Consider the following 19,383-nt stretch of genomic DNA (forward strand, 5'->3'; position numbering starts at 1 on the left):
GCCCGTGCAGGGCGAGGCGTCTGCGGCGGCCGCCATGAAGTCACTCAGTTATGGACAGCAATGGAGGCGGAGGAAGAGACGTGCCGATCAAGGTGAGCGTGGTGATCCCGGTCTACAACCCGGGCAAGTACATCGAGGACTGCATCGCCTCTCTTCTGCGTCAGAGCATGCCGGATGACGAGTACGAAGCGATCTTCGTCAACGACGGCTCCACCGACGGGACGCCCGAGCGCCTGGACCGGCTCGCTGTCGAGCACCCCCACATGCATGTCATTCACCAGGAGGGGTCCGGGTGGTCGGGCAAGCCGCGCAACGTCGGCGTCGCCGCCGCCAAGGGTGAGTTCATCCAGTTCGTGGACAACGACGACTGGCTGGGCGACGAAGCCCTCGAACGTATGTACAACTACGGCGTGGAGAACAACGCCGACGTGATCGTGGGCAAGATGGCCGGAAAGGGCCGCCCGGTCCCGCGGGAGCTGTTCCGCAGGAACCGCCCGCACGCGAACGTCGAGAACGCCCCGCTGATCGACAGCCTCACCCCGCACAAGATGTTCCGCAAGGCGTTCCTGGACGAGCACAACCTCCGCTACATGGAAGGGCGCCGCCGCCTGGAGGACCACGTCTTCGTCACCGAGGCGTACCTGCGGGCCGAGAACGTCGCCGTTCTCAGCGACTACCTGTGCTACTACCACGTCAAGCGCGAGGACGCCTCCAACGCCGGCTTCCAACGCTTCGACCCGGTCGGATACTTCAAGAACCTCCGTGAGGCCCTCGACGTCGTCGAGAAGCTCACCGAGCCCGGCCCGCTGCGCGACCGGCTCTTCCGCCGCTGGCTGCGCGTGGAGATGGTCGAGCGCATGCGCGGGCAGCGTCTGCTCAAGCTGCCCGTCGACTACCGCCGGGAGCTGTTCGACGAGATGCACAAGGTGGTCGTCGAACGCTTCGGACCAGGTGTCGCGGCCGGTCTGCAGCCCACCCAGCAGATCGTCGCCGGCCTGATCGCGGCCGACCGGCTCGCCGACATCGAGGAGTTCGCCAAGTGGGAGTCGGGGATCAAGCCCTCCGGCGTCCTGGAGCACCTCGGCTGGGAGAACGGCAAGCTGACGATCGCTTTCACCGCCGAGTACACCGCGGGCGGCGAACCCGTCACCTTCCGTGCCGACGGCGAGAAGGAGCTGCTCGTTCCGCAGTTGCCCGAGACCAGCCTGGACGCCATCGCGCTGCTGGACGTGAACATCGCCGCCCCGCTGGCCAAGTCCAAGGTGGACCTCGTCGTGCGTGAGCGCGCGACGGCCGCGGAGTTCTTCCAGCCCGTCGAGTTCACGCGGGAGAGAGTCGACGTGGAGCGCCGGGAGGGATACTTCCGGCAGGTGCTGCGCGCCACTTCGCGGGTCGACCCGCTGTCGGCGGCGAACGGCGCCGGATTGGATACGGGCATCTGGGACGTCTCCATCCGCATCAGCTCATGCGGATGGAGCAACGGGATCCGTCTCGGTTCCGTGCGCGGCGAGGAGGCCGGGCGCGGGCTCGGCGCCGCCGTTGTCGGCTCCCCGGCTCAGTTGGTCCTGCCGTACTGGACCGACCCGCACGGCAACCTCTCGCTCGACGTCGGCCAGAAGACCAACAAGGTCTCGTACGAGGTCGCCGGCCTCACCCCGGCCGACGTCACCGTGACAACGGACCCCGATTCCCTCACCGTTGCGCTGCCGTTCCACGTCCAGGGCGAGAGCGGGGCGAGCCTGAGGCTGACGAGCGTCGCGACCAGCCGTTCGGTCGACCTCCCCGCCACGCTGACCGCCCGCGGGACCGGCCGGGCCGAGCTGAGCGCCGGCCTTCCGCTCGGCGAGCTGGTGGACGGCCAGTGGCGGCTGGAGCTGATCCTGCCCTCGGCCGGGGCCGCCAAGCCGGTTGTCCTGCCTCTGGCGCTGGATGTCTCCGCGCGTGCTGGCGCCGTGGTCACACGGATCGATGCGCCGGCGAAGGCTCCTGGGTGGCGCAGGCTCGTCTCTCGCCTCGTAGAGTCGACGTTCTTGCGCCGGGCGGCGGGCAGGCTCCGTCGGGCTCTGAAGAAGTAACCCAACCAAGCGATCAAGGATCAACACGTGCGACCACTTGGCATTGAGGGCGCTTGGGTGCTGGAGCCCAAGGTCTTCCCCGACGACCGCGGCAGCTTCCACGAGTGGTTCCGCGGCCCGGAGTTCCGCGAGGCGACCGGCCACGACCTCAACCTGGCGCAGGCCAACTGCTCCGTTTCGAAGAGGGGCACGCTGCGCGGCATCCACTTCGCCGACGTCCCGCCGAGCCAGGCCAAGTACGTCAAGTGTGTGCGCGGTGCGGTCCTCGACGTCATTGTCGACATCCGTGTCGGTTCACCGACGTACAAGCAGTGGGAGGTCGTCAGGCTCGACGACCAGACCCACCACGCCGTCTACCTGTCCGAGGGCCTCGGCCACGCCTTCGTCGCCCTGACGGACGACGCGACGGTGGTCTACCTCTGCTCCGAGGGCTATGCCCCCGAGCGCGAGCACGGCATCCACCCACTGGACCCGGATCTCGCCATCGAGTGGCCGGCCGGCATCGAGCCGCTGCTGTCCCCGAAGGACGAGCAGGCGCCGACGCTCGCCGACGCGGAGGCACAGGGTCTGCTGCCGGCGTACGAGGACTGCGTCGCCTACCGCAGGACTCTGCGCGACGACTGACAGCCGGGCAGGTCTTTAGGGGCCCTTTCGTGGAAGCACGGAAGGGCCCGGGGCCCGGGTCTTTATCCCTTTAGCGCCCTTTGGGGAACGCGGAGGGGTTCACAGCCCTCCTCCTGGGTGACAGAAACACCACGGGCAAGGAAACCGGGGACTGAGTGGCATGGGTTTGACCAGCGAGACGACCGTGTACGTGATGGCGGCCCTGGCCGCTGTCGGTGTGGCGCTGTTGGTCTGGCTGTGGCCGCGGCTTGCCAGGCAGGGTCTGTGGCAGGTACTCGGACGGCTGGTGGCCGTCGGAGTGACCCAGGTGACGATCATCGCGGCCTTCGGATGCTGGCTGAACTCGTCGTACCAGTTCTTCGGATCGTGGAGCGAGCTCTTCGGCAACGTCGACACCGCGCCCGTCGGTGTGACGCAGGCGTCCGCCCACGAGGGCGACGGGACGGTGACCGGCGCCTCCGTCAAGGGGGCGTTGGTGCAGCCTGGCGGCGATGAGCAGCTGAGCCGGGTCAGCGGACTGCCCACCGGCCCCGCAGCGGTGAACGGGCGGGTCGAGTCCGTGAAGGTCATCGGCCGCCGCACGGGCGTCGTCGACCCGGCCTTCGTCTACCTGCCGCCGCAGTACTTCCAGAAGGCGTACCAGAGGCAGCGTTTCCCGGTGATCGTCGCGCTCAGCGGCTACCCCGGCAGCATCTTCAACCTCGCGCAGCACCTGCGGGTGTCACAGACCGCCGGGGAGCTGCAGAAGAGCGGCCAGATGCAGCCGACCATCATGGTGATGATCCGGCCGACGATCGCCCCGCCGCGCGACACCGAGTGCGTGGACGTCCCGGGTGGGCCGCAGACCGAGACCTTCCTGGCCAAGGACCTCCCGGACGCCCTGAAGTCCACCTACCGGGTGGGCCACGACGCCAACTCCTGGGGCGTCATGGGCTACTCCTCCGGCGCCACCTGCGCCCTGCAACTGACGATGCGCAATCCGCACGTGTACACAACGGCCGGCGCCCTTTCGCCCGACTACAGGATCAAGGACGACGCCACGACCGGCAACCTCTTCGGCAGCGGGCTGGGCCGGGTCAACAGGGTCAACGGGCACGACCTGATGTGGCGGCTCAAGCACCTTCCGGTTCCCCAGGTCTCCGTCCTCGTAGCCGACAGCAAGCACGGCGAGAAGGGGTACCCGCAGACGGTGGCCTTCATCAAGGCCGTCAAAGCACCCATGCGCGTCGCGTCGATCCTGCCCGAGCAAGGAAGTCACAACTTCCCGACCTGGGTACGGGAGATGCCGGCCACCTTGAAGTGGATGAACCAGCAGCTGACCTTCCCTCAGGACGTCGTGCCCCGGCACCACCACAAGCCGGGCCACACCACGGTCCGGGCCTCGGGCGCCGAACCCTCCGAGTCCGCCACCAAGCGCAGGTGACCTGAGACCGCCACAGCTGCGGCACGTCGCGATATCCCCACCTCGTGTGGCTGGTCAGTGTCGTGAGGCTGGTCAGTGTCCTGACCCATGCGGTGTGACCCGTCAGGGCACCGTGGGGACGCGGGACGCAGCCTGGCGACGGCCCGGTTGGCGGCCGTCTGCTGCCACAACCGGCAAGCGAGCCCGGCAGCAGCAGGTGGGGGTTGTCGGGCAGAGACGCAGAGACGTCGTGATCATTACCGCGCTCGCGCTGCTGTCGTTCATGCCGCGAGGGCAATGTCAGGCCAGGTCCAGCGACGAGGCCACCGCGGCCTTCCAGCCGCAGGATGCGGGCGGCGGGACGGCCCGGCACGAAGGACAGCAGGCACACCAGGGCGGCCTCGGCGAGGGCGGCGGCGAACAGCAGGGGGCGCGGCCTGGCGAGGAATGAGCCGAGGGCGCCGCCCGCCCGGCAACTGGAATACCCCCACGGTGCGCCGTCTTGGAGGGCGGCTCGGCCGTCGAACCGGACTGTCCTGAGACTCGCGCGGCCGCCATCCGCGCCGTAGTCGACCCCGGCGGAGCGCGCCGCAGGATGCGGTGCGCTCCGCCGACACGATCCTCCACACGGACATCCCACCGAGCGACGGCAGCAAGACCGCGATCTACAGCTGGAGTATCAGGACACGGTGGTCCGGTCGGTGGTGCTCATTCCCACCAATCCTTGATGGCCTGGACGTTGGCAGGCGGGTAATCCGAAATGTAGTAGATGGGGATGTCGTAGCCGCGAGCCTTTCCGTTGGCTACGTTTTTGATGGCGGTTTCGCATGCACCGCACGGCTTGCGGTCGGTGAATATGGCTATGGGGCGATAGTTCGCCTTCACATTCTCCAGATGTGCGAGGAGCGCCTCTTCGGAATGGTGTGCTCTGAACCCGGCGTTGAAGGAGTTCAGGGTTGTCACGGTGTTGGTGTCGTTGTCCAGGTACTGGATCACCGCGAAGTTGGTGTTCTGCCAGTCGGCCACCGCTTTCCGTGTGGCTTGGTGCGCGCGTACATCGTTGTCGATGAAGGCGGTACCTGTGGGATGCGCGCCCAACTGCCGCGGACTCAGCGATGCGAAGGAGCCCGGCTCCGGCATCCGCTGCACCGACGCGTCGTGCGTGGCGTGCGTGGCGTGCGTGGTGGTGCGCTCGGAGCGGGAGGCCACTGTGGGGGCGGATGGGGTGGGTTTGGACATCACGCGCGTCGCATTGGCCTCGGCGGCCCGTTCGAACCGGTCGCCGGGATCACTGACACGCAGCCCGGCGCCCTGGTCGGTGCCCTGCACCGGTCCCCGGCGCTGCTGCAGGACGTGCGTCAGTTCGTGGGCCAGGGTGTGCCGGTCGGCTCCGCCCGCTCCGATCACCACATGGTGTCCGGATGTGTAGGCGCGTGCGCCGATCTCCGTGGCGGACCGCTGGGCGGTGGAGTCGTCGTGCACCCGTACACCGGAGAAGTCCGCCCCGAGGCGTCCCTCCATCTCGGCGCGCACCGGCTCATCCAGCGGCCGGCCGGGCGACCGCAGGACGTCGTGGACGGACGACCGCTGCACCTGCGGCGACGACACGTGGCCGCAGGCCTCATCGTGCTCATGCCGCTGACGTGCCACCATGCGAGCCACCGCCGCATTGCCGACAGTACGTTGCAGGTCGATCATCCGTGCAGGTTTGGCTTGTTCGGGGACGCCTGCCCGCGCCGGCGATGGGTGGATCTCCCGTTGCTCGTTCTGCCGTTCGGCCCTGTTGCGCATGCGTACCTCCGCTGGCCCCGATAAGTAGACCTGTGATGCGGTCATCCCGATCACAGCCAATGTCAGTGGCGTTCCAGTTCTCCGGTCCGGTGGGGTGCTCCTCCGTCCCAACCTGCCATCTATCGGTCCGAGTCTAGATCAACTGCCTTACGCCGCAGGTGACTTCGGTCGGCGAACGCAAGAAGCGCGGCCGGAATGTCCAGTTCATCGACGATCCCAACGGGGTCGCGCCGGCTCCCGCTGAGCTGCGCAGCGCTTTGGAGTCGGCCTGGCCCGTATCGGCGGGCAGTTCGCCCTGCTGGTCCAGCGCAGTGATCAGGCGGACAAGGCGCCCGCCGCCGATAGGGCAGGCGTCCCACGCGGCAGGTCCGAGCAGCGGGACGAGGACGGCGTCGCCGTATTGCTCGATCACCACCCGCCCGCAGCCCTGACCCACAGCGTCAACCAGGCGACCGCGTCTGTCCGATGTCTGTGAGCCGCATCCGGTGCCCGCACTGACCGCGGACGGCTTCCACGTGCTGCGGCACACCCAAGCCTCGATCATGCTGGAGGCGGGGGAGTCCGTGGTGGCGCCGGCGCGGTGGCTCGGGCACTCGTCCCCGGCTGTCACGCTGGGTTACTATGCTCACTTCATGCCGGAGGCCGGAAGTAAGGGCCGCACCGCCATCGACGGACTGCTGGGGAGGCAGAGTGATGAGCATGCCGGCGGAAGCTCCCCAGATTCTCCCCAGGGCTGATCGAGGAGATTTTCCCGGATTGCATCGCGTTGGAGCTCGTCGTGGAATCTAAGGAAAACAAGATGCCGGGCCTTAAAAGATGCTGAGAGAGGTCACTGCGACCCGCTACATCGAGCCCCTGCGCTCCGGCGGCTCCGTCCCCGGCGTCGTCGAGACCGACGACCTGGGCACCTACGTCGTGAAGTTCACCGGCTCCGCCCAGGGCCGCAAGGCACTGGTCGCCGAGGTGGTCGTCGGCGAACTGGCCCGCGCCCTCGGACTGCGCTTCCCCGAGCTGGTCCTCGTCCACTTCGACCCGGCGATCGCCGACGGCGAGCCCCACCAGGAGGTGCGGGAACTCCACAGCGCCAGCGCGGGCGTCAACCTCGGTATGGACTTCCTGCCGGGCGCGGTGGACTTCACCCCGGAACTGGCGAAGAGTTTCCCGGTCGATGCGCTTGAGGCGGGCCGGATCGTCTGGCTCGACGCGCTGACGGTGAACGTGGACCGCACCGTCCACAGCTCGAACCTCATGGTCTGGCCCACACTCGGCACCGTGCCGCCCCGCCTGTGGCTGATCGACCACGGGGCCGCGCTCGTCTTCCACCACCGCTGGGACGGCGCGGATCCCGCCAAGCGTTACGACTTCCGGCATCACGCCCTCGGCCACTACGCCCCCGACATGAGAGCGGCGGACGCCGAACTGGCGCGGAAGGTGACGCGGGAGCTGCTGCGGGACATCGCGGCGGAGGTGCCCGACGCCTGGCTGGCAGGCGAGGAGGGCTTCGCGACCCCGGACGACGTCCGTTCCGCGTACGTGGACTACCTCCATGCGCGCGTGGAGGCCTCCGCGGCCTGGCTTCCCACCGACTTCCCCACCCGGGAGGAAGTCGCCGCCGAGGAGGCCCTGCGCGCGGCGAAAACGCAACAGGGCCGCCCGAATTGGCTGAAGCAGGTCCCCGACCTGCACGGTGAACCGGCGGCGGAACAGGATTGGTCGGTGCACCTCGGATGAGCCCCGTCGTACAGATCGAGTACTGCACCCAGTGCCGCTGGCTGCCCCGCGCGGCGTGGCTGGCGCAGGAGCTGCTCACCACCTTCGAGGCGGAGCTGACCGAGCTGTCGCTCAAGCCCGGCACCGGTGGCGTCTTCGTCGTCCGGGTCGACGACGAGGTGGTCTGGGACCGCCGTGAACAGGGCTTCCCCGAGCCGACGGCCGTGAAGCGGGCCGTACGCGACCGAGTGGCCCCGGGAAAGCCCCTGGGCCACTCGGACAAACCTGTTTCCTGAAGGGTCAGCCCCTGAGCTGCTCGTACGCGGGCAGCGTCAGGAAGTCCGCGTAGTCGTCGTCGAGGGAGACCGTCAGCAGCAGGTCGTGGGCCTGCTGCCAGTGGCCGGCCGCGAAGGCCTCCTCGCCGATTTCCTTGCGGATGGTGTCGAGTTCCCCGGCGGCGATCTCGCGGGCCAGCTCCGGGGTGGCCTTCACCGGGTTTCCCGCGTGCTCGAACTCGACGCCCGCGTTGATCCACTGCCAGATCTGCGAGCGGGAGATCTCGGCGGTGGCCGCATCCTCCATGAGGTTGAAGATGGCGACCGCGCCCAGGCCGCGCAGCCAGGCCTCGATGTAACGGATGCCCACCTGGACGGCGTTGACCAGGCCGTTGTACGTCGGCTTGGCCTCCAGGGAGTCGATCGCGATCAGGTCGGCGGCCTCGACGTGGACGTCCTCGCGCAGGCGGTCCTTCTGGTTCGGCCGGTCACCGAGGACCTTGTCGAAGGACTCCATGGCGATCGGGACCAGGTCGGGGTGGGCGACCCAGGAGCCGTCGAAACCGTCGCCGGCCTCGCGGTCCTTGTCGGCGCGGACCTTCTCGAAGGCCACCTTGTTGACGTCGGCGTCCCGGCGTGAGGGGATGAACGCCGCCATGCCGCCGATCGCGTGCGCGCCGCGCTTGTGGCAGGTGCGGACAAGGAGTTCGGTGTACGCCCGCATGAACGGGGCCGTCATCGTGACCAGGTTGCGGTCCGGCAGAACGAACTTGGGGCCGCCGTCACGGAAGTTCTTCACGATGGAGAACAGGTAGTCCCAGCGGCCCGCGTTCAACCCCGAGGCGTGGTCGCGGAGTTCGTAGAGGATCTCCTCCATCTCGTAAGCGGCCGTGATCGTCTCGATCAGGACGGTCGCGCGGATGGTGCCCTGCGGGATGCCGACGTACTCCTGGGCGAAGACGAACACGTCGTTCCACAGGCGCGCTTCGAGGTGCGACTCCGTCTTCGGCAGGTAGAAGTACGGGCCCTTGCCCAGGTCGAGCAGACGCTGGGCGTTGTGGAAGAAGTAGAGGCCGAAGTCGACGAGGGCGCCCGGGACCTGGGTGCCGTTCGCGTCGACCAGATGGCGCTCGCCGAGGTGCCAGCCGCGCGGGCGCATGACGACGGTGGCGAGTTCGGCGTCGGGGCGCAGGGCGTACGACTTGCCGGACCTCTCGTCCGTGAAGTCGATGTTCCGGGTGTAGGCGTCGGCCAGGTTGACCTGTCCGAGGACGACGTTCTCCCAGGTCGGCGCCGAGGCGTCCTCGAAGTCCGCGAGCCACACCTTGGCGCCCGAGTTGAGGGCGTTGATGGTCATCTTGCGGTCGGTGGGACCGGTGATCTCGACCCGGCGGTCGTTCAGGGCCGCGGGGGAGGGGGCCACCTTCCAGGACTCGTCGGCGCGAATCGCGGCCGTCTCGGGGAGGAAGTCGAGCGTGGAGGTGCGGGCGATCTCGGCGCGGCGTTCCGCTCGGCGGGCGAGGAGCGCGTCACGCCGGGGCGTGAACCGCCGGTGCAGCTCGGCCACGAAGGCGAGGGCCGGCTCGGTGAGGACCTCCTCCTGCCGCGGCAGGGGCTCGGCGTCGACGATGGCCAGCGGGGACGGCGCTGGTGCGGACATGAGTGGTCACTTCCTTCAGCGGTGGCACGGGGTGCCAGTCGAACCGGGTACGGCGGAAAACGCCCGTCGAGCGGTAGGGCGCTTCTGAACAGTGGATACTAGTTTCCTCATCGTGGAACTTCAATGGTTTGTTGATGTCGAGATTCTCCGGGTCGAGGGAAGGTGGCGCTCGGTGCCACCCCGTTCACTCAAGGTGGAGGAGATCGGCCGCCGTGTCGATGTCGTACGGCTGCGCCACGTCCCCGCACTCGACGAGCGTGATCGCCGGCTCGTGCGCCGTGAGGTAGGCGCGGGCCCCGCGGTCCCCGGTCGCGGTCTCGGCGATGCCCGCCCAGTGGGCGCGGCCGAAGAGGACGGGATGGCCGCGGACGCCGTCGTAGGCGGCCGATACGAGTGAGGTCTCGTTCCGGTGTGCGGCCAGCACCCGCGCGACCGCCTCCGGCCCGATCCCCGGCTGGTCGACGAGGAAGACCACGGCGGCCGCGGCCCCCGTCCCGGCGAGCGAGTCCAGCCCGGCCCGCAACGAGGTCCCCATGCCCTGCTCCCACTCCGGGTTGTCCACGAGCACGCACCCCTCCAGTTCCGCCCGCTCCCGTACGGCGTCGGCCCGTGCCCCCAGCACCACATGGACGCGGGTGCAGCCGGCCGCGCGCAGCACTCCGACTGCATGCTCGACGAGCGGCCGCCCGCGGTGCTGAAGCAGCGCCTTGGGCCGCCCGCCGAGCCGCCGTCCGCCCCCCGCGGCGAGGACCAGTCCGGCCACCTGCTGTTCGTCATCCGTCATGCGTCCTGCTTACCTGACGCCTGGGCGAGTGCCCGGTTTCCGGGGGGCTGAATTTCGGTCCGCACAGTGGCGCGCGCGGTATCGGGTGGCGTTTACTGACCCGCGTCCCCAGGCGCCCGACCAACGCCGCAGGGGAGCATGGCGGGATCGCGAAGTGACAGCGCACGAAGACGTGGCTGGGGGAGAGCTGTGTTGCGGAGCTTGGGGCAGAGGCCAGTGACCGGCAGCGACGAGGACCCGAGGGTGGCGGAACTGCGGACCGCGGTGTCCCGGTTGCGCCGCGAACTCGCCGCGCACCCGGCCGAGTTCCCCGACCGCGGCATAGCCGAGGACGAACTCGCCGCGCTCGCCGCGATGACGATCGACGGCGCCCCCGAAATCCCGCGTCTGCGCCGGTCGTTGCTGCTGGTCGCCGGCGCGATCGGCTCCGTGAGCGCCTTGGCCCCGGGGCTGTCGGACGTACGCGACGCGGTGGACCTGTTCGCGGAACCACCGCACCGCTGTTCCTGACCGGTCCTGCTCAGATCTCCGACCTGCCACTTTCCCGAGGGCCAGTGCTTGTTCTCCTGCAGCGTGGAGGACCGGTGCTTGTTCTCCTGCAGCGTGATGGACACCTCGCTCCGCTGCAGGTCTCCCTGCCTTCAGGCTTGGTCCCGAGCGTGTCCCCCGCGCCCCGGGCGGGCAGGCTAGGCCGCCGGTCCCGAGCTGGCCAGTGCCTCCGACAGCTCCGACGCCACCTGCTGCAGCACCGGCACGATCTTGTCCGTCGCCGCCTCCGTGACCCGGCCCGCGGGTCCCGAGATCGAAATGGCGGCGGCGGTGGGGGAGTTGGGCACCGAGACCGCGAGGCAGCGGACGCCGATCTCCTGCTCGTTGTCGTCGATCGCGTAGCCGGCCCGGCGTACGTCCGCCAGGGCTGCCAGGAAGCCCTCCGGGGTGGTGATCGTCTTCTCCGTCGCGGCGGGCATGCCGGTGCGGGAGAGCAGAGCGCGCACCTCGCCGTCCGGTGTGTTGGCGAGCAGGGCCTTGCCGACGCCCGTGGAGTGCGGCAGGACGCGTCGGCCGACCTCGGTGAACATGCGCATCGAGTGCTTGGACGGCACCTGGGCGACGTACACGATCTCGTCGCCGTCGAGCAGCGCCATGTTCGCCGTCTCCCCGGTCTCCTCGACCAGGCGGGCCAGATAGGGGCGGGCCCAGGTGCCCAGCAGCCGGGCGGCGGACTCGCCGAGGCGGATCAGCCGCGGGCCGAGCGCATACCTGCGGTTGGCCTGCTGGCGGACGTATCCGCAGGCCACGAGGGTGCGCATGAGGCGGTGGATGGTGGGCAGCGGCAGACCGCTGCTCGCGGAGAGCTCGCTCAGCCCGACCTCGCCACCCGCATCGGCCATCCGCTCGAGCAGATCGAAGGCACGCTCAAGGGACTGGACCCCGCCGCCGTTGGATTTGGCGGAGTCGGGGGTGCTGGCGCTGGACGTCGGCACGGCGCGTTCCTTTCGGGGCTGGCGGGAAGGGCTGAAGCCTACCCGGCAGTCGGTTGACTCCCTGCTTGTGCGTAACTACGTTCTGCTTGCTGGAATTCTAATTCCGTCTTGTGGAAACGTCCAGAGTGGGCGCAGTGGGTGCACTGTGGAGAAGTGTGCCCTTGACGGCATGGAAGCGGGAGTGAAGACTCCTTCAACAGAAAGTTGAATTCCGTTACGCGGAAGTAAACGCGCCGGCAGTACTCCGCGGCGGCTGAGAGGGGTCCGGGTGTCCGACGTAGAACTGGTGCTGCGCTCGACGCGCGTCATCACGCCCGAGGGGACGCGTCCCGCCGCGGTCGCGGTCGCGGACGGCACGATCACGGCCGTACTCCCGTACGACGCCGAGATACCTGCCGGAGCACGCCTGGAGGACTTCGGCGACGACGTCCTGCTGCCCGGCCTGGTCGACACGCACGTGCACGTCAACGACCCCGGCCGCACCGAGTGGGAGGGCTTCTGGACCGCCACGCGCGCCGCCGCGGCCGGCGGCATCACCACCCTCGTCGACATGCCCCTCAACTCCCTGCCGCCCACGACGACTGTCGACAACCTCAGCACCAAGCGGGAGGTCGCCGCGGAGAAGGCGCACATCGACGTCGGCTTCTGGGGCGGCGCGCTGCCCGACAACGTCAAGGACCTGCGCCCGCTGCACGAGTCCGGTGTCTTCGGCTTCAAGGCGTTCCTGTCGCCGTCGGGCGTGGACGAGTTCCCGCACCTGGACCAGGACCGGCTCGCCCAGTCCCTGGCCGAGATCGCCTCCTTCGGCGGCCTGCTGATCGTGCACGCCGAGGACCCGCACCACCTGGACGCGGCCCCGCAGTACGGCGGCCCGAAGTACGCCGACTTCCTGGCGTCCCGGCCGCGCGACGCCGAGGACACCGCGATCGCCCAGCTGATCGCCCAGGCGAAGCGTCTCGACGCCCGCGTGCACGTCCTGCACCTGTCCTCCTCCGACGCGCTCCCGCTGATCGCCGAGGCCAGGGCGGAGGGCGTCAGGATCACCGTCGAGACCTGCCCGCACTACCTCACCCTCACCGCCGAGGAAGTCCCGGACGGAGCAAGCGAGTTCAAGTGCTGCCCGCCCATCCGGGAGGCCGCCAACCAGGACCTGCTGTGGCAGGCACTCGCGGACGGCACCATCGACTGCGTGGTCACCGACCACTCGCCGTCCACGGCCGACCTCAAGACGGACGACTTCGCCACCGCCTGGGGCGGTATCTCGGGCCTCCAGCTGAGCCTGGCCGCGGTGTGGACCGAGGCCCGCAGGCGCGGCCACGGCCTGCAGGACGTCGTCCGCTGGATGTCCTCGCGCACGGCGGAACTCGTCGGCCTGGACACCCGCAAGGGTGCCATCGAGGCGGGCCGTGACGCCGACTTCGCGGTCCTCGCGCCCGACGAGACGTTCACCGTGGACCCTGCGGCCCTCCAGCACCGCAACCGCGTCACGGCCTACGCCGGCAAGACCCTGCACGGCGTGGTGAAGTCGACCTGGCTTCGCGGCGAACGCATCGTGACGGACGGCGAGTTCACCGAACCCAGGGGCCGGCTCCTCACCCGCACCCCCTGACTCCCTCCCGTACCCGCAGCGGTCAACTCCCGAAAGGCACACACCTCGTGACGGCGCAGCAGCAATCAGGACTGACTCGTTTCACCGGCGACGCGAACCCCTTCGGAGGCGGTGACCCGTACGCGGACTACCGTACGGCCGACTTCCCCTTCACCCAGTACGCCAACCTCGCCGACCGGCAGCTCGGCGCCGGCGTCATCGCCGCCAACGACGAGTTCTTCGCCCAGCGCGAGAACCTGCTGGTGCCCGAGCCGGCCCACTTCGACCCCGAGCACTTCGGGCACAAGGGCAAGATCATGGACGGCTGGGAGACGCGGCGCCGCCGCGGCGCCTCGGCCGACCACCCGTGGCCGACGGCCGAGGACCACGACTGGGCGCTGGTCCGCCTCGGTGCCCCCGGCGTGATCCGCGGGATCGTCGTCGACACGGCCCACTTCCGCGGCAACTACCCGCAGGCGGTGTCGGTCGAGGGCGCGTCGGTCCCGGGCTTCCCGTCGCCGGAGGAACTCCTCGGGGACGACGTGAAGTGGACGACCCTCGTCCCGCGCACCCCCGTCGGCGGCCACGCGGCGAACGGCTTCGCCGTGTCGGTCGAGCAGCGCTTCACCCACCTGCGCGTCAGCCAGCACCCAGACGGCGGCATCGCACGCCTGCGTGTGTACGGCGAAGTCGTCCCGGACCCGAACTGGCTGGAGACGCTGGGTACTTTCGACGTCGTGGCGCTGGAGAACGGCGGCCAGGTCGAGGACGCCTCCAACCTCTTCTACTCCCCGGCCACGAACACCATCCAGCCGGGCCGCTCCCGCAAGATGGACGACGGCTGGGAGACCCGCCGCCGCCGAGACCAGGGCAACGACTGGATCCGCTACCGCCTCACGGCCCAGTCCCGGATCCGAGCCATCGAGATCGACACGGCGTACCTGAAGGGCAACAGCGCGGGCTGGGCGTCTGTGTCGCTGCGGGACGGCGAGAGTGGCGAGTGGACCCAGATCCTCCCCCGAACCCGCCTCCAGCCCGACACCAACCACCGCTTCGTCCTCCCGGCCCCGGCCGTAGGCACCCACGCGCGCGTGGACATCTACCCCGACGGCGGCATCTCCCGACTGCGGCTGTTCGGTTCCCTGACGACGCAAGGGACGTCCGGCCTGGCGGCCCGGCACCAGGAACTGGGGGGCTGACCATTTCAGCCCGTCCGGCATTCGGGGACGAAGCCGTTCAGGCCGAAGAGGGCGCCCGAGCGCGGCAGCCCGTAGGGACGGGACGGGTAGGGACGGGACGGGCAGGGGCGGCGGGGTTGAAAACCCCCGTCGGCCTCACGCCGCGAACCCACCGTCCACGGCGAACTCCGCCCCCGTGACGTACTCGGCCCCCGCCAGATGCACCACCATCGCCGCGACCTCCTCCGCCGTCCCGAACCGGCCCAGCGCGGTCATCGCAGCCTGATCTGCCGCATACGGCCCGCCCGCCGGGTTCATGTCCGTGTCGATCGGCCCCGGATGCACGATGTTCGCCGTGATCCCCCGCCCGCCCAACTCCCGCGCGAGCGCCTTCGTCAACCCGGTCAGCGCCGCCTTGCTCGTCGCGTACAGCGTTCCGCCCGGCCCCGGCACGCGCTGCGTCATACACGTGCCGATGGTCACGATCCGCCCGCCGGCCGGCATCCGCGTGGCCGCCGCCTGCGAGGCCAGGAACACACCGCGCACATTCACGGCCAGCACCCGGTCGACGTCGGCGAGCGAGAGGCCCTCCAGGGGCCCCAGCACTCCCACCCCCGCGTTGTTGACCAGCACGTCGAGTCCGCCCAGCGCCCGCGCCGTACGTTCCACCGCGCCCCCGGCCTCCTCCGCGTCCGCGGAGTCCGCGCGCAGGGCCACCGCCCGCCGTCCCAGCGCCTCGATCCGCCGTACGACCTCCTCGGCCGCCTCCTTGCCGTTCACATACGTGATGGCCACATCCGCGCCCTCCCGGGCGAGCCGCAGCGCGGTGGCCGCGCCGATGCCGCGGCTGCCGCCGGTGACCAGGGCCGTCTTGCCGTGCAGGGTTGTCCGAGTCGTTGTCATGGGTCCATCACAGCGCCGACCGCACCGCGCCGCTGGCGGCGAACGGACACCGAGGTCGGGTGACCGGATCGCGTGGCCGGAACTCTTTTCTCCACCTCCCGCGTTTACCCCTCGTGACCCTTCAGCAAGAGATCGTCGGCAACGCCATGCAGATGGCGGTCGTCAGCCTGCGCCCCGGGCAGACCGTGTACTGCGAGGCGGGCAAGTTCCTGTTCAAGACGACGAACGTGACCATGGACACCCGCCTGTCCGGTCCGTCGAGCGGCGGCGGCCAGGCCCAGGGCGGAGGGGGCGGCATGGGCGGCATGCTGCGCCAGGCCATGGGCACCGCCATGCAGGCCGGCCAGCGCATGCTCGCCGGCGAGTCACTGGCGTTCCAGTACTTCAGCGCCCAGGGCGGCGAGGGCACCGTCGGTTTCGCGGGCGTTCTCCCCGGCGAGATGCGCGCCCTCGAACTCAGCGGCACGCGCGCGTGGTTCGCCGAGAAGGACGCCTTCGTGGCCGCCGAGTCCACCGTAGAGTTCGCCATCGCCTTCCAGGGCGGCCGCACCGGTATGAGCGGCGGCGAGGGCTTCGTCCTGGAGAAGTTCACCGGGCACGGCACGGTGATCATCGCGGGCGCGGGCAACTTCATCGATCTCAACCCGGCCGACTTCGGCGGCCGTATCGAGGTCGACACGGGCTGCGTCGTCGCCTTCGAGGAGGGCATCCAGTACGGCGTCCAGCGGGTCGGCGGCCTCAACCGCCAGGGGATTATGAACGCCGTCTTCGGCGGCGAGGGCCTGTCCCTGGCCACCCTGGAGGGCAACGGCCGGGTGATCCTGCAGTCCCTCACCATCGAGAGCCTCGCGAACGCCCTGAAGAAGGCCCAGGGCGGCGACAAGCAGGGACCGGCGGGCGGCCTCTTCTCCACCAACGCAGGGTGAGGCACCGCATGGCCGGCCGATGAGTTGCGGGTGCCGGTGGGGTCTGAGGTGATGACAACAGACCCCACTCCAGGAAGCAGGCACCCGCCATGGGCAAGCTCGTCTCCACCATCTTCGTCACCCTCGACGGCGTCTACCAGGCACCCGGCGGACCCCAGGAGGACACCCGCGACGGCTTCGAGCACGGCGGCTGGAGTTTCCCGTTCGGCGACGACGACTTCGGCCGGTTCATCACCGAGGTCTTCGACCGTCCCGGTGCGTTCCTCCTCGGCCGCCGTACGTACGACATCTTCGCCTCGTTCTGGCCGAAGAACACCGACCCCGCCGACCGGATCGCCTCCCAGCTGAACACGCTGCCGAAGTACGTCCCTTCGTCCACCCTCTCCGACCCGCAGTGGGCCGGCACCACCGTGATCAGCGGCGATCTGGGCAAGGAGGTCACCGCCCTCAAGGAGCGCACCGACGGCGAGCTCCAGGTGCACGGCAGCGGTGCCCTCGTCCAGTCCCTGCTGGCGCTCGACCTCGTCGACACCCTCCACCTGCTGACGTTCCCGGTGGTCCTCGGCTCCGGCCTCCGCTTCTTCACCGAGGGCGCCGTTCCGACCAAGTTCCGTCACGCCGGCGGAAGCGTCACCTCCGCGGGCGTCTCCATCCAGTCGTACGACCTGGCGGGACGCCCGGACTACGGCTCGTACGCGGAACCGGAGAACGCCTGACCGCGCCTCTTGTGGGGGCCGTGTGTGGTCACGGGCCCCCACGTTAACGCGCGGAAAACTCATCCGACGTGACGGGAAAATCTCCGCAGTTGTCATTGACATGCCACTGTCTACGCGCGTCATCATGAGGTCATGAACTTCCCCCCACGCACCACTCGCATCGGCGCCGCAGCCGCTCTCCTGTCCGCCCTCCTCGTGGGCGGCACCGTCTCCGCCACCACGGCGGACGCCGCTGCCGCGTCCGTCGGCAGCATCTGCTACGGCGCCCTGCCCTCCCAGGCGCACGACACCCTCGACCTGATCGCGCAGGGCGGGCCCTTCCCGTACTCGCAGGACGGCGTCGTCTTCACGAACCGCGAAGGCGTCCTGCCCAGCCAGTCGTCCGGGTACTACCACGAGTACACGGTCAAGACGCCCGGCTCGCCCACCCGCGGAGCCCGCCGCATCGTCACCGGCGAGGAGACCCAGGAGGACTACTACACCTCCGACCACTACGCCACGTTCGACCTGGTCGACTTCGGCTGCTGATCGACGCCGGCTGCTGAGCGACTTCCCCCGCTCGGCACGAGGAACGGTGCGACGAGCCGGAGGTCCGGTCCGACCTCATCCGGACTTCCGGCTCTCCGCGGCGGCGAACAGCGCGAACGCCAGCACCACCAGGGTGACGCTCGCGTAGACCTCGTAGCCGTCGAGGATGCCGAGCCGTTGCACGAGGCCCACATGCCAGTGGGTGAACTCGTGCAGCAGGCCCGGCACGCCCTGCAGCAGGGCGATGCATCCGACGACTTCCAGCAACTTCCTCATGGCACGACCCTCGCCCCGCGGACCCCCCACGGACATCGGCCGCGGGGCGAGCCCTGACCGACCTAAGTTCCCCGCCCCGTGGGCCGGGTGCGCCAAAAGTCGCTGGTGGCGCGACTTTGGTCGGGGATCTTCCCCGCGGAGGGGTGCCGGCGGCCCGCACTGAGTAGATTTGCCAACCGTGAGTGACGACAGGCCGGCCTCGGCCGAAGTGGGGACCATCGGGCCCAGATGGCTGTTTCCGTCGGCTGTGCTCCACGAACTCGAGCCCGACGCCGGGCGTTCCGGGCGTCCCCGGCGCACCGCGCGTGACTGGGTCGTCGACTTCACCTGCTTCCTGCTCGCCGTCGCCCTCGGTCTGGCGGCCGCGGACACCCTCAGCCGCGACGGCAACACCCCGCACGCCCTCGCCGTCGCCGACCAGTTGCTCGGTGCGCTGTCCTGCGCGGCGGTGTGGCTGCGCCGTCGCCGGCCGCTCGGGCTGGCCGTCGCGATGGTCCTCGTGGGCCTGGTGTCGAACACGGCGGGCGGCGCCGGCATCGTCGCCCTCTTCACCCTCGCCGTGCACCGGCCCTTCCGGTACATCGCCTGGGTCGGCGGTGCATCCCTCGCTCTGATTCCGCTGATGTTCTGGTTGCGCCCGGACCCCGATCTGCCGTACGGGGGAGCGGTCGCGTTCACGGAGCTGCTGACCCTCACGGTCATCGGCTGGGGCATGTTCGTACGGTCCAAGCGCCAGCTCACGCTGAGCCTGCGCGACCGCGCCCGCCGCGCCGAGACGGAGGCGCAGCTGCGTGCCGAGCAGGCGCAGCGGCTGGCCCGTGAGGCCATCGCCCGGGAGATGCACGACGTCCTCGCACACCGGCTGACGCTGCTGAGCGTGCACGCGGGCGCCCTGGAGTTCCGGCCGGACGCACCCCAGGAGGAGATCGCGCGAGCGGCCGGCGTCATCCGGGAAAGCGCGCACGAGGCCCTCCAGGACCTGCGGGAGATCATCGGAGTCCTGCGCGCGGGCGAGCCCGACGACGCGGGCCGCCCCCAGCCGACGCTCGCCGCACTGGACGCACTGGTCACCGAGTGCCGCGAGGCCGGCATGAAGGTCACCCTCGCCAGCCGCGTCACCGACCCCGCCGCCGTCCCCGCCTCCGTCGGCCGCACCGCCTACCGCATCGCCCAGGAGACCCTGACCAACGCCCGCAAACACGCCCCCGGCACGGAGGTCACGGTCTGCGTCACAGGTGCCCCGGGCGACGGCCTCGTCGTGGAGGTCCGCAATCCCGCCCCGGAGGGCGAGGTCCCCTCCGTGCCAGGCTCCGGGCAGGGCCTGATCGGCCTGACGGAACGGGCCACGCTGGCCGGCGGCCGGCTGGCGCACGGGGCGGAGCACGACGGAGGGTTCCGGGTCCGGGCCTGGCTGCCCTGGGGATGACCCGACCCGGGCGCGAGGGACGCCCCCACCATGGTTA

The 19,383-nt window shown here is 69.8% G+C and carries 20 protein-coding genes; 13 read left to right on the top strand and 7 right to left on the bottom strand.

What is annotated here, in order from left to right:
- Positions 1 to 80 precede the first annotated feature (80 nt).
- The 4 genes from OOK07_RS35190 to OOK07_RS43805 all read left to right on the top strand — a co-directional run bounded on the left by OOK07_RS35190 (position 81) and on the right by OOK07_RS43805 (position 4,552).
- The gene (locus OOK07_RS35190; protein ID WP_266800512.1) at positions 81 to 2,075 is read left to right on the top strand and encodes a glycosyltransferase; all 1,995 of its coding nucleotides are present in this window, start codon (positions 81 to 83) and stop codon (positions 2,073 to 2,075) included.
- 27 nt (positions 2,076 to 2,102) lie between these two features.
- Positions 2,103 to 2,699, top strand: coding sequence for a dTDP-4-dehydrorhamnose 3,5-epimerase (gene rfbC / locus OOK07_RS35195; protein ID WP_266800514.1), 597 nt, complete (start codon positions 2,103 to 2,105; stop codon positions 2,697 to 2,699).
- A gap of 160 nt (positions 2,700 to 2,859) precedes the next feature.
- The gene (locus OOK07_RS35200; protein ID WP_266800516.1) at positions 2,860 to 4,122 is read left to right on the top strand and encodes an alpha/beta hydrolase; all 1,263 of its coding nucleotides are present in this window, start codon (positions 2,860 to 2,862) and stop codon (positions 4,120 to 4,122) included.
- Between the two features lie 229 nt (positions 4,123 to 4,351).
- Positions 4,352 to 4,552 (top strand): hypothetical protein, encoded by a 201-nt coding sequence (locus tag OOK07_RS43805; RefSeq protein ID WP_406312863.1) that lies wholly within the window; start codon positions 4,352 to 4,354, stop codon positions 4,550 to 4,552.
- A gap of 257 nt (positions 4,553 to 4,809) precedes the next feature.
- Here the strand turns inward: OOK07_RS43805 and OOK07_RS43810 are convergent, their stop codons facing one another.
- The gene (locus OOK07_RS43810) at positions 4,810 to 5,892 is read right to left on the bottom strand and encodes an eCIS core domain-containing protein (RefSeq protein ID WP_406312865.1); all 1,083 of its coding nucleotides are present in this window, start codon (positions 5,890 to 5,892) and stop codon (positions 4,810 to 4,812) included.
- Positions 5,893 to 6,025: 133 nt separating this feature from the next.
- A complete protein-coding gene (locus OOK07_RS35215; RefSeq protein WP_266800518.1) occupies positions 6,026 to 6,304 on the bottom strand; it encodes a hypothetical protein in 279 nt (92 codons plus the stop codon).
- Positions 6,305 to 6,708: 404 nt separating this feature from the next.
- Here OOK07_RS35215 and OOK07_RS35225 point away from each other — a divergent pair, with 404 nt between their 5' ends.
- Together OOK07_RS35225 and OOK07_RS35230 are read left to right on the top strand one after the other, a co-directional pair.
- On the top strand, positions 6,709 to 7,623 hold the full coding sequence (locus OOK07_RS35225) for a HipA family kinase (protein WP_266800519.1): 915 nt from the start codon (positions 6,709 to 6,711) through the stop codon (positions 7,621 to 7,623).
- Positions 7,620 to 7,898 (top strand): Rdx family protein, encoded by a 279-nt coding sequence (locus tag OOK07_RS35230; RefSeq protein ID WP_266685857.1) that lies wholly within the window; start codon positions 7,620 to 7,622, stop codon positions 7,896 to 7,898. Before OOK07_RS35225 ends, OOK07_RS35230 begins: the two co-directional genes overlap by 4 nt.
- Positions 7,899 to 7,902: 4 nt before the next feature.
- Here the strand turns inward: OOK07_RS35230 and aceB are convergent, their stop codons facing one another.
- Complete coding sequence (gene aceB / locus OOK07_RS35235) at positions 7,903 to 9,537, bottom strand: malate synthase A (RefSeq protein WP_266800521.1); 1,635 nt, start codon at positions 9,535 to 9,537, stop codon at positions 7,903 to 7,905.
- Positions 9,538 to 9,721: 184 nt separating this feature from the next.
- Entirely contained in the window at positions 9,722 to 10,321 is a 600-nt protein-coding gene (locus tag OOK07_RS35240; RefSeq protein WP_266685859.1) for a nucleotidyltransferase family protein, read from the bottom strand.
- 189 nt (positions 10,322 to 10,510) lie between these two features.
- On the opposite strand from OOK07_RS35240, the gene OOK07_RS35245 reads away from it, so the two are divergent.
- Positions 10,511 to 10,831 (top strand): DUF5955 family protein, encoded by a 321-nt coding sequence (locus tag OOK07_RS35245; protein WP_266800523.1) that lies wholly within the window; start codon positions 10,511 to 10,513, stop codon positions 10,829 to 10,831.
- 176 nt (positions 10,832 to 11,007) lie between these two features.
- Here the strand turns inward: OOK07_RS35245 and OOK07_RS35250 are convergent, their stop codons facing one another.
- Positions 11,008 to 11,805 (bottom strand): IclR family transcriptional regulator, encoded by a 798-nt coding sequence (locus tag OOK07_RS35250; protein ID WP_266685861.1) that lies wholly within the window; start codon positions 11,803 to 11,805, stop codon positions 11,008 to 11,010.
- Positions 11,806 to 12,073: 268 nt separating this feature from the next.
- On the opposite strand from OOK07_RS35250, the gene allB reads away from it, so the two are divergent.
- Together allB and alc are read left to right on the top strand one after the other, a co-directional pair.
- Entirely contained in the window at positions 12,074 to 13,414 is a 1,341-nt protein-coding gene (gene allB / locus OOK07_RS35255; RefSeq protein WP_266800525.1) for an allantoinase AllB, read from the top strand.
- A gap of 47 nt (positions 13,415 to 13,461) precedes the next feature.
- The gene (alc, locus tag OOK07_RS35260; protein WP_266800527.1) at positions 13,462 to 14,592 is read left to right on the top strand and encodes an allantoicase; all 1,131 of its coding nucleotides are present in this window, start codon (positions 13,462 to 13,464) and stop codon (positions 14,590 to 14,592) included.
- 135 nt (positions 14,593 to 14,727) lie between these two features.
- On the opposite strand, the gene OOK07_RS35265 is transcribed toward alc, so the two are convergent.
- Positions 14,728 to 15,474: a 3-oxoacyl-ACP reductase family protein gene (locus OOK07_RS35265; protein ID WP_266800529.1), complete on the bottom strand. Its 747-nt coding sequence runs from the start codon at positions 15,472 to 15,474 to the stop codon at positions 14,728 to 14,730.
- 113 nt (positions 15,475 to 15,587) lie between these two features.
- Here OOK07_RS35265 and OOK07_RS35270 point away from each other — a divergent pair, with 113 nt between their 5' ends.
- The 3 genes from OOK07_RS35270 to OOK07_RS35280 all read left to right on the top strand — a co-directional run bounded on the left by OOK07_RS35270 (position 15,588) and on the right by OOK07_RS35280 (position 17,644).
- Complete coding sequence (locus OOK07_RS35270) at positions 15,588 to 16,400, top strand: AIM24 family protein (RefSeq protein ID WP_266800530.1); 813 nt, start codon at positions 15,588 to 15,590, stop codon at positions 16,398 to 16,400.
- Between the two features lie 89 nt (positions 16,401 to 16,489).
- Positions 16,490 to 17,116, top strand: coding sequence for a dihydrofolate reductase family protein (locus OOK07_RS35275; RefSeq protein WP_266685867.1), 627 nt, complete (start codon positions 16,490 to 16,492; stop codon positions 17,114 to 17,116).
- 132 nt (positions 17,117 to 17,248) lie between these two features.
- On the top strand, positions 17,249 to 17,644 hold the full coding sequence (locus OOK07_RS35280; protein WP_266800531.1) for a ribonuclease domain-containing protein: 396 nt from the start codon (positions 17,249 to 17,251) through the stop codon (positions 17,642 to 17,644).
- A gap of 75 nt (positions 17,645 to 17,719) precedes the next feature.
- Here the strand turns inward: OOK07_RS35280 and OOK07_RS35285 are convergent, their stop codons facing one another.
- A complete protein-coding gene (locus tag OOK07_RS35285; RefSeq protein WP_266800533.1) occupies positions 17,720 to 17,920 on the bottom strand; it encodes a hypothetical protein in 201 nt (66 codons plus the stop codon).
- A gap of 178 nt (positions 17,921 to 18,098) precedes the next feature.
- Here OOK07_RS35285 and OOK07_RS35290 point away from each other — a divergent pair, with 178 nt between their 5' ends.
- Positions 18,099 to 19,346 (top strand): sensor histidine kinase, encoded by a 1,248-nt coding sequence (locus tag OOK07_RS35290; protein WP_266685872.1) that lies wholly within the window; start codon positions 18,099 to 18,101, stop codon positions 19,344 to 19,346.
- Positions 19,347 to 19,383: the final 37 nt, after the last annotated feature.

The sequence above is a fragment of the Streptomyces sp. NBC_00078 genome (assembly GCF_026343335.1).
In the GTDB taxonomy this organism is placed as follows: domain Bacteria; phylum Actinomycetota; class Actinomycetes; order Streptomycetales; family Streptomycetaceae; genus Streptomyces.

What these genes read in the sequence shown, in the direction of transcription:
- OOK07_RS35225 (WP_266800519.1), top strand. Translation starts at nt 6,709, where the DNA reads ATGCTGAGAGAGGTCACTGCGACCCGCTACATCGAGCCCCTGCGCTCC.
- OOK07_RS35230 (WP_266685857.1), top strand. Translation starts at nt 7,620, where the DNA reads ATGAGCCCCGTCGTACAGATCGAGTACTGCACCCAGTGCCGCTGGCTG.
- OOK07_RS35265 (WP_266800529.1), bottom strand. Translation starts at nt 15,474, where the DNA reads ATGACAACGACTCGGACAACCCTGCACGGCAAGACGGCCCTGGTCACC.
- OOK07_RS35275 (WP_266685867.1), top strand. Translation starts at nt 16,490, where the DNA reads ATGGGCAAGCTCGTCTCCACCATCTTCGTCACCCTCGACGGCGTCTAC.
- OOK07_RS35200 (WP_266800516.1), top strand. Translation starts at nt 2,860, where the DNA reads ATGGGTTTGACCAGCGAGACGACCGTGTACGTGATGGCGGCCCTGGCC.
- OOK07_RS35240 (WP_266685859.1), bottom strand. Translation starts at nt 10,321, where the DNA reads ATGACGGATGACGAACAGCAGGTGGCCGGACTGGTCCTCGCCGCGGGG.
- aceB (WP_266800521.1), bottom strand. Translation starts at nt 9,537, where the DNA reads ATGTCCGCACCAGCGCCGTCCCCGCTGGCCATCGTCGACGCCGAGCCC.
- OOK07_RS35285 (WP_266800533.1), bottom strand. Translation starts at nt 17,920, where the DNA reads ATGAGGAAGTTGCTGGAAGTCGTCGGATGCATCGCCCTGCTGCAGGGC.
- OOK07_RS35280 (WP_266800531.1), top strand. Translation starts at nt 17,249, where the DNA reads ATGAACTTCCCCCCACGCACCACTCGCATCGGCGCCGCAGCCGCTCTC.
- OOK07_RS43810 (WP_406312865.1), bottom strand. Translation starts at nt 5,892, where the DNA reads ATGCGCAACAGGGCCGAACGGCAGAACGAGCAACGGGAGATCCACCCA.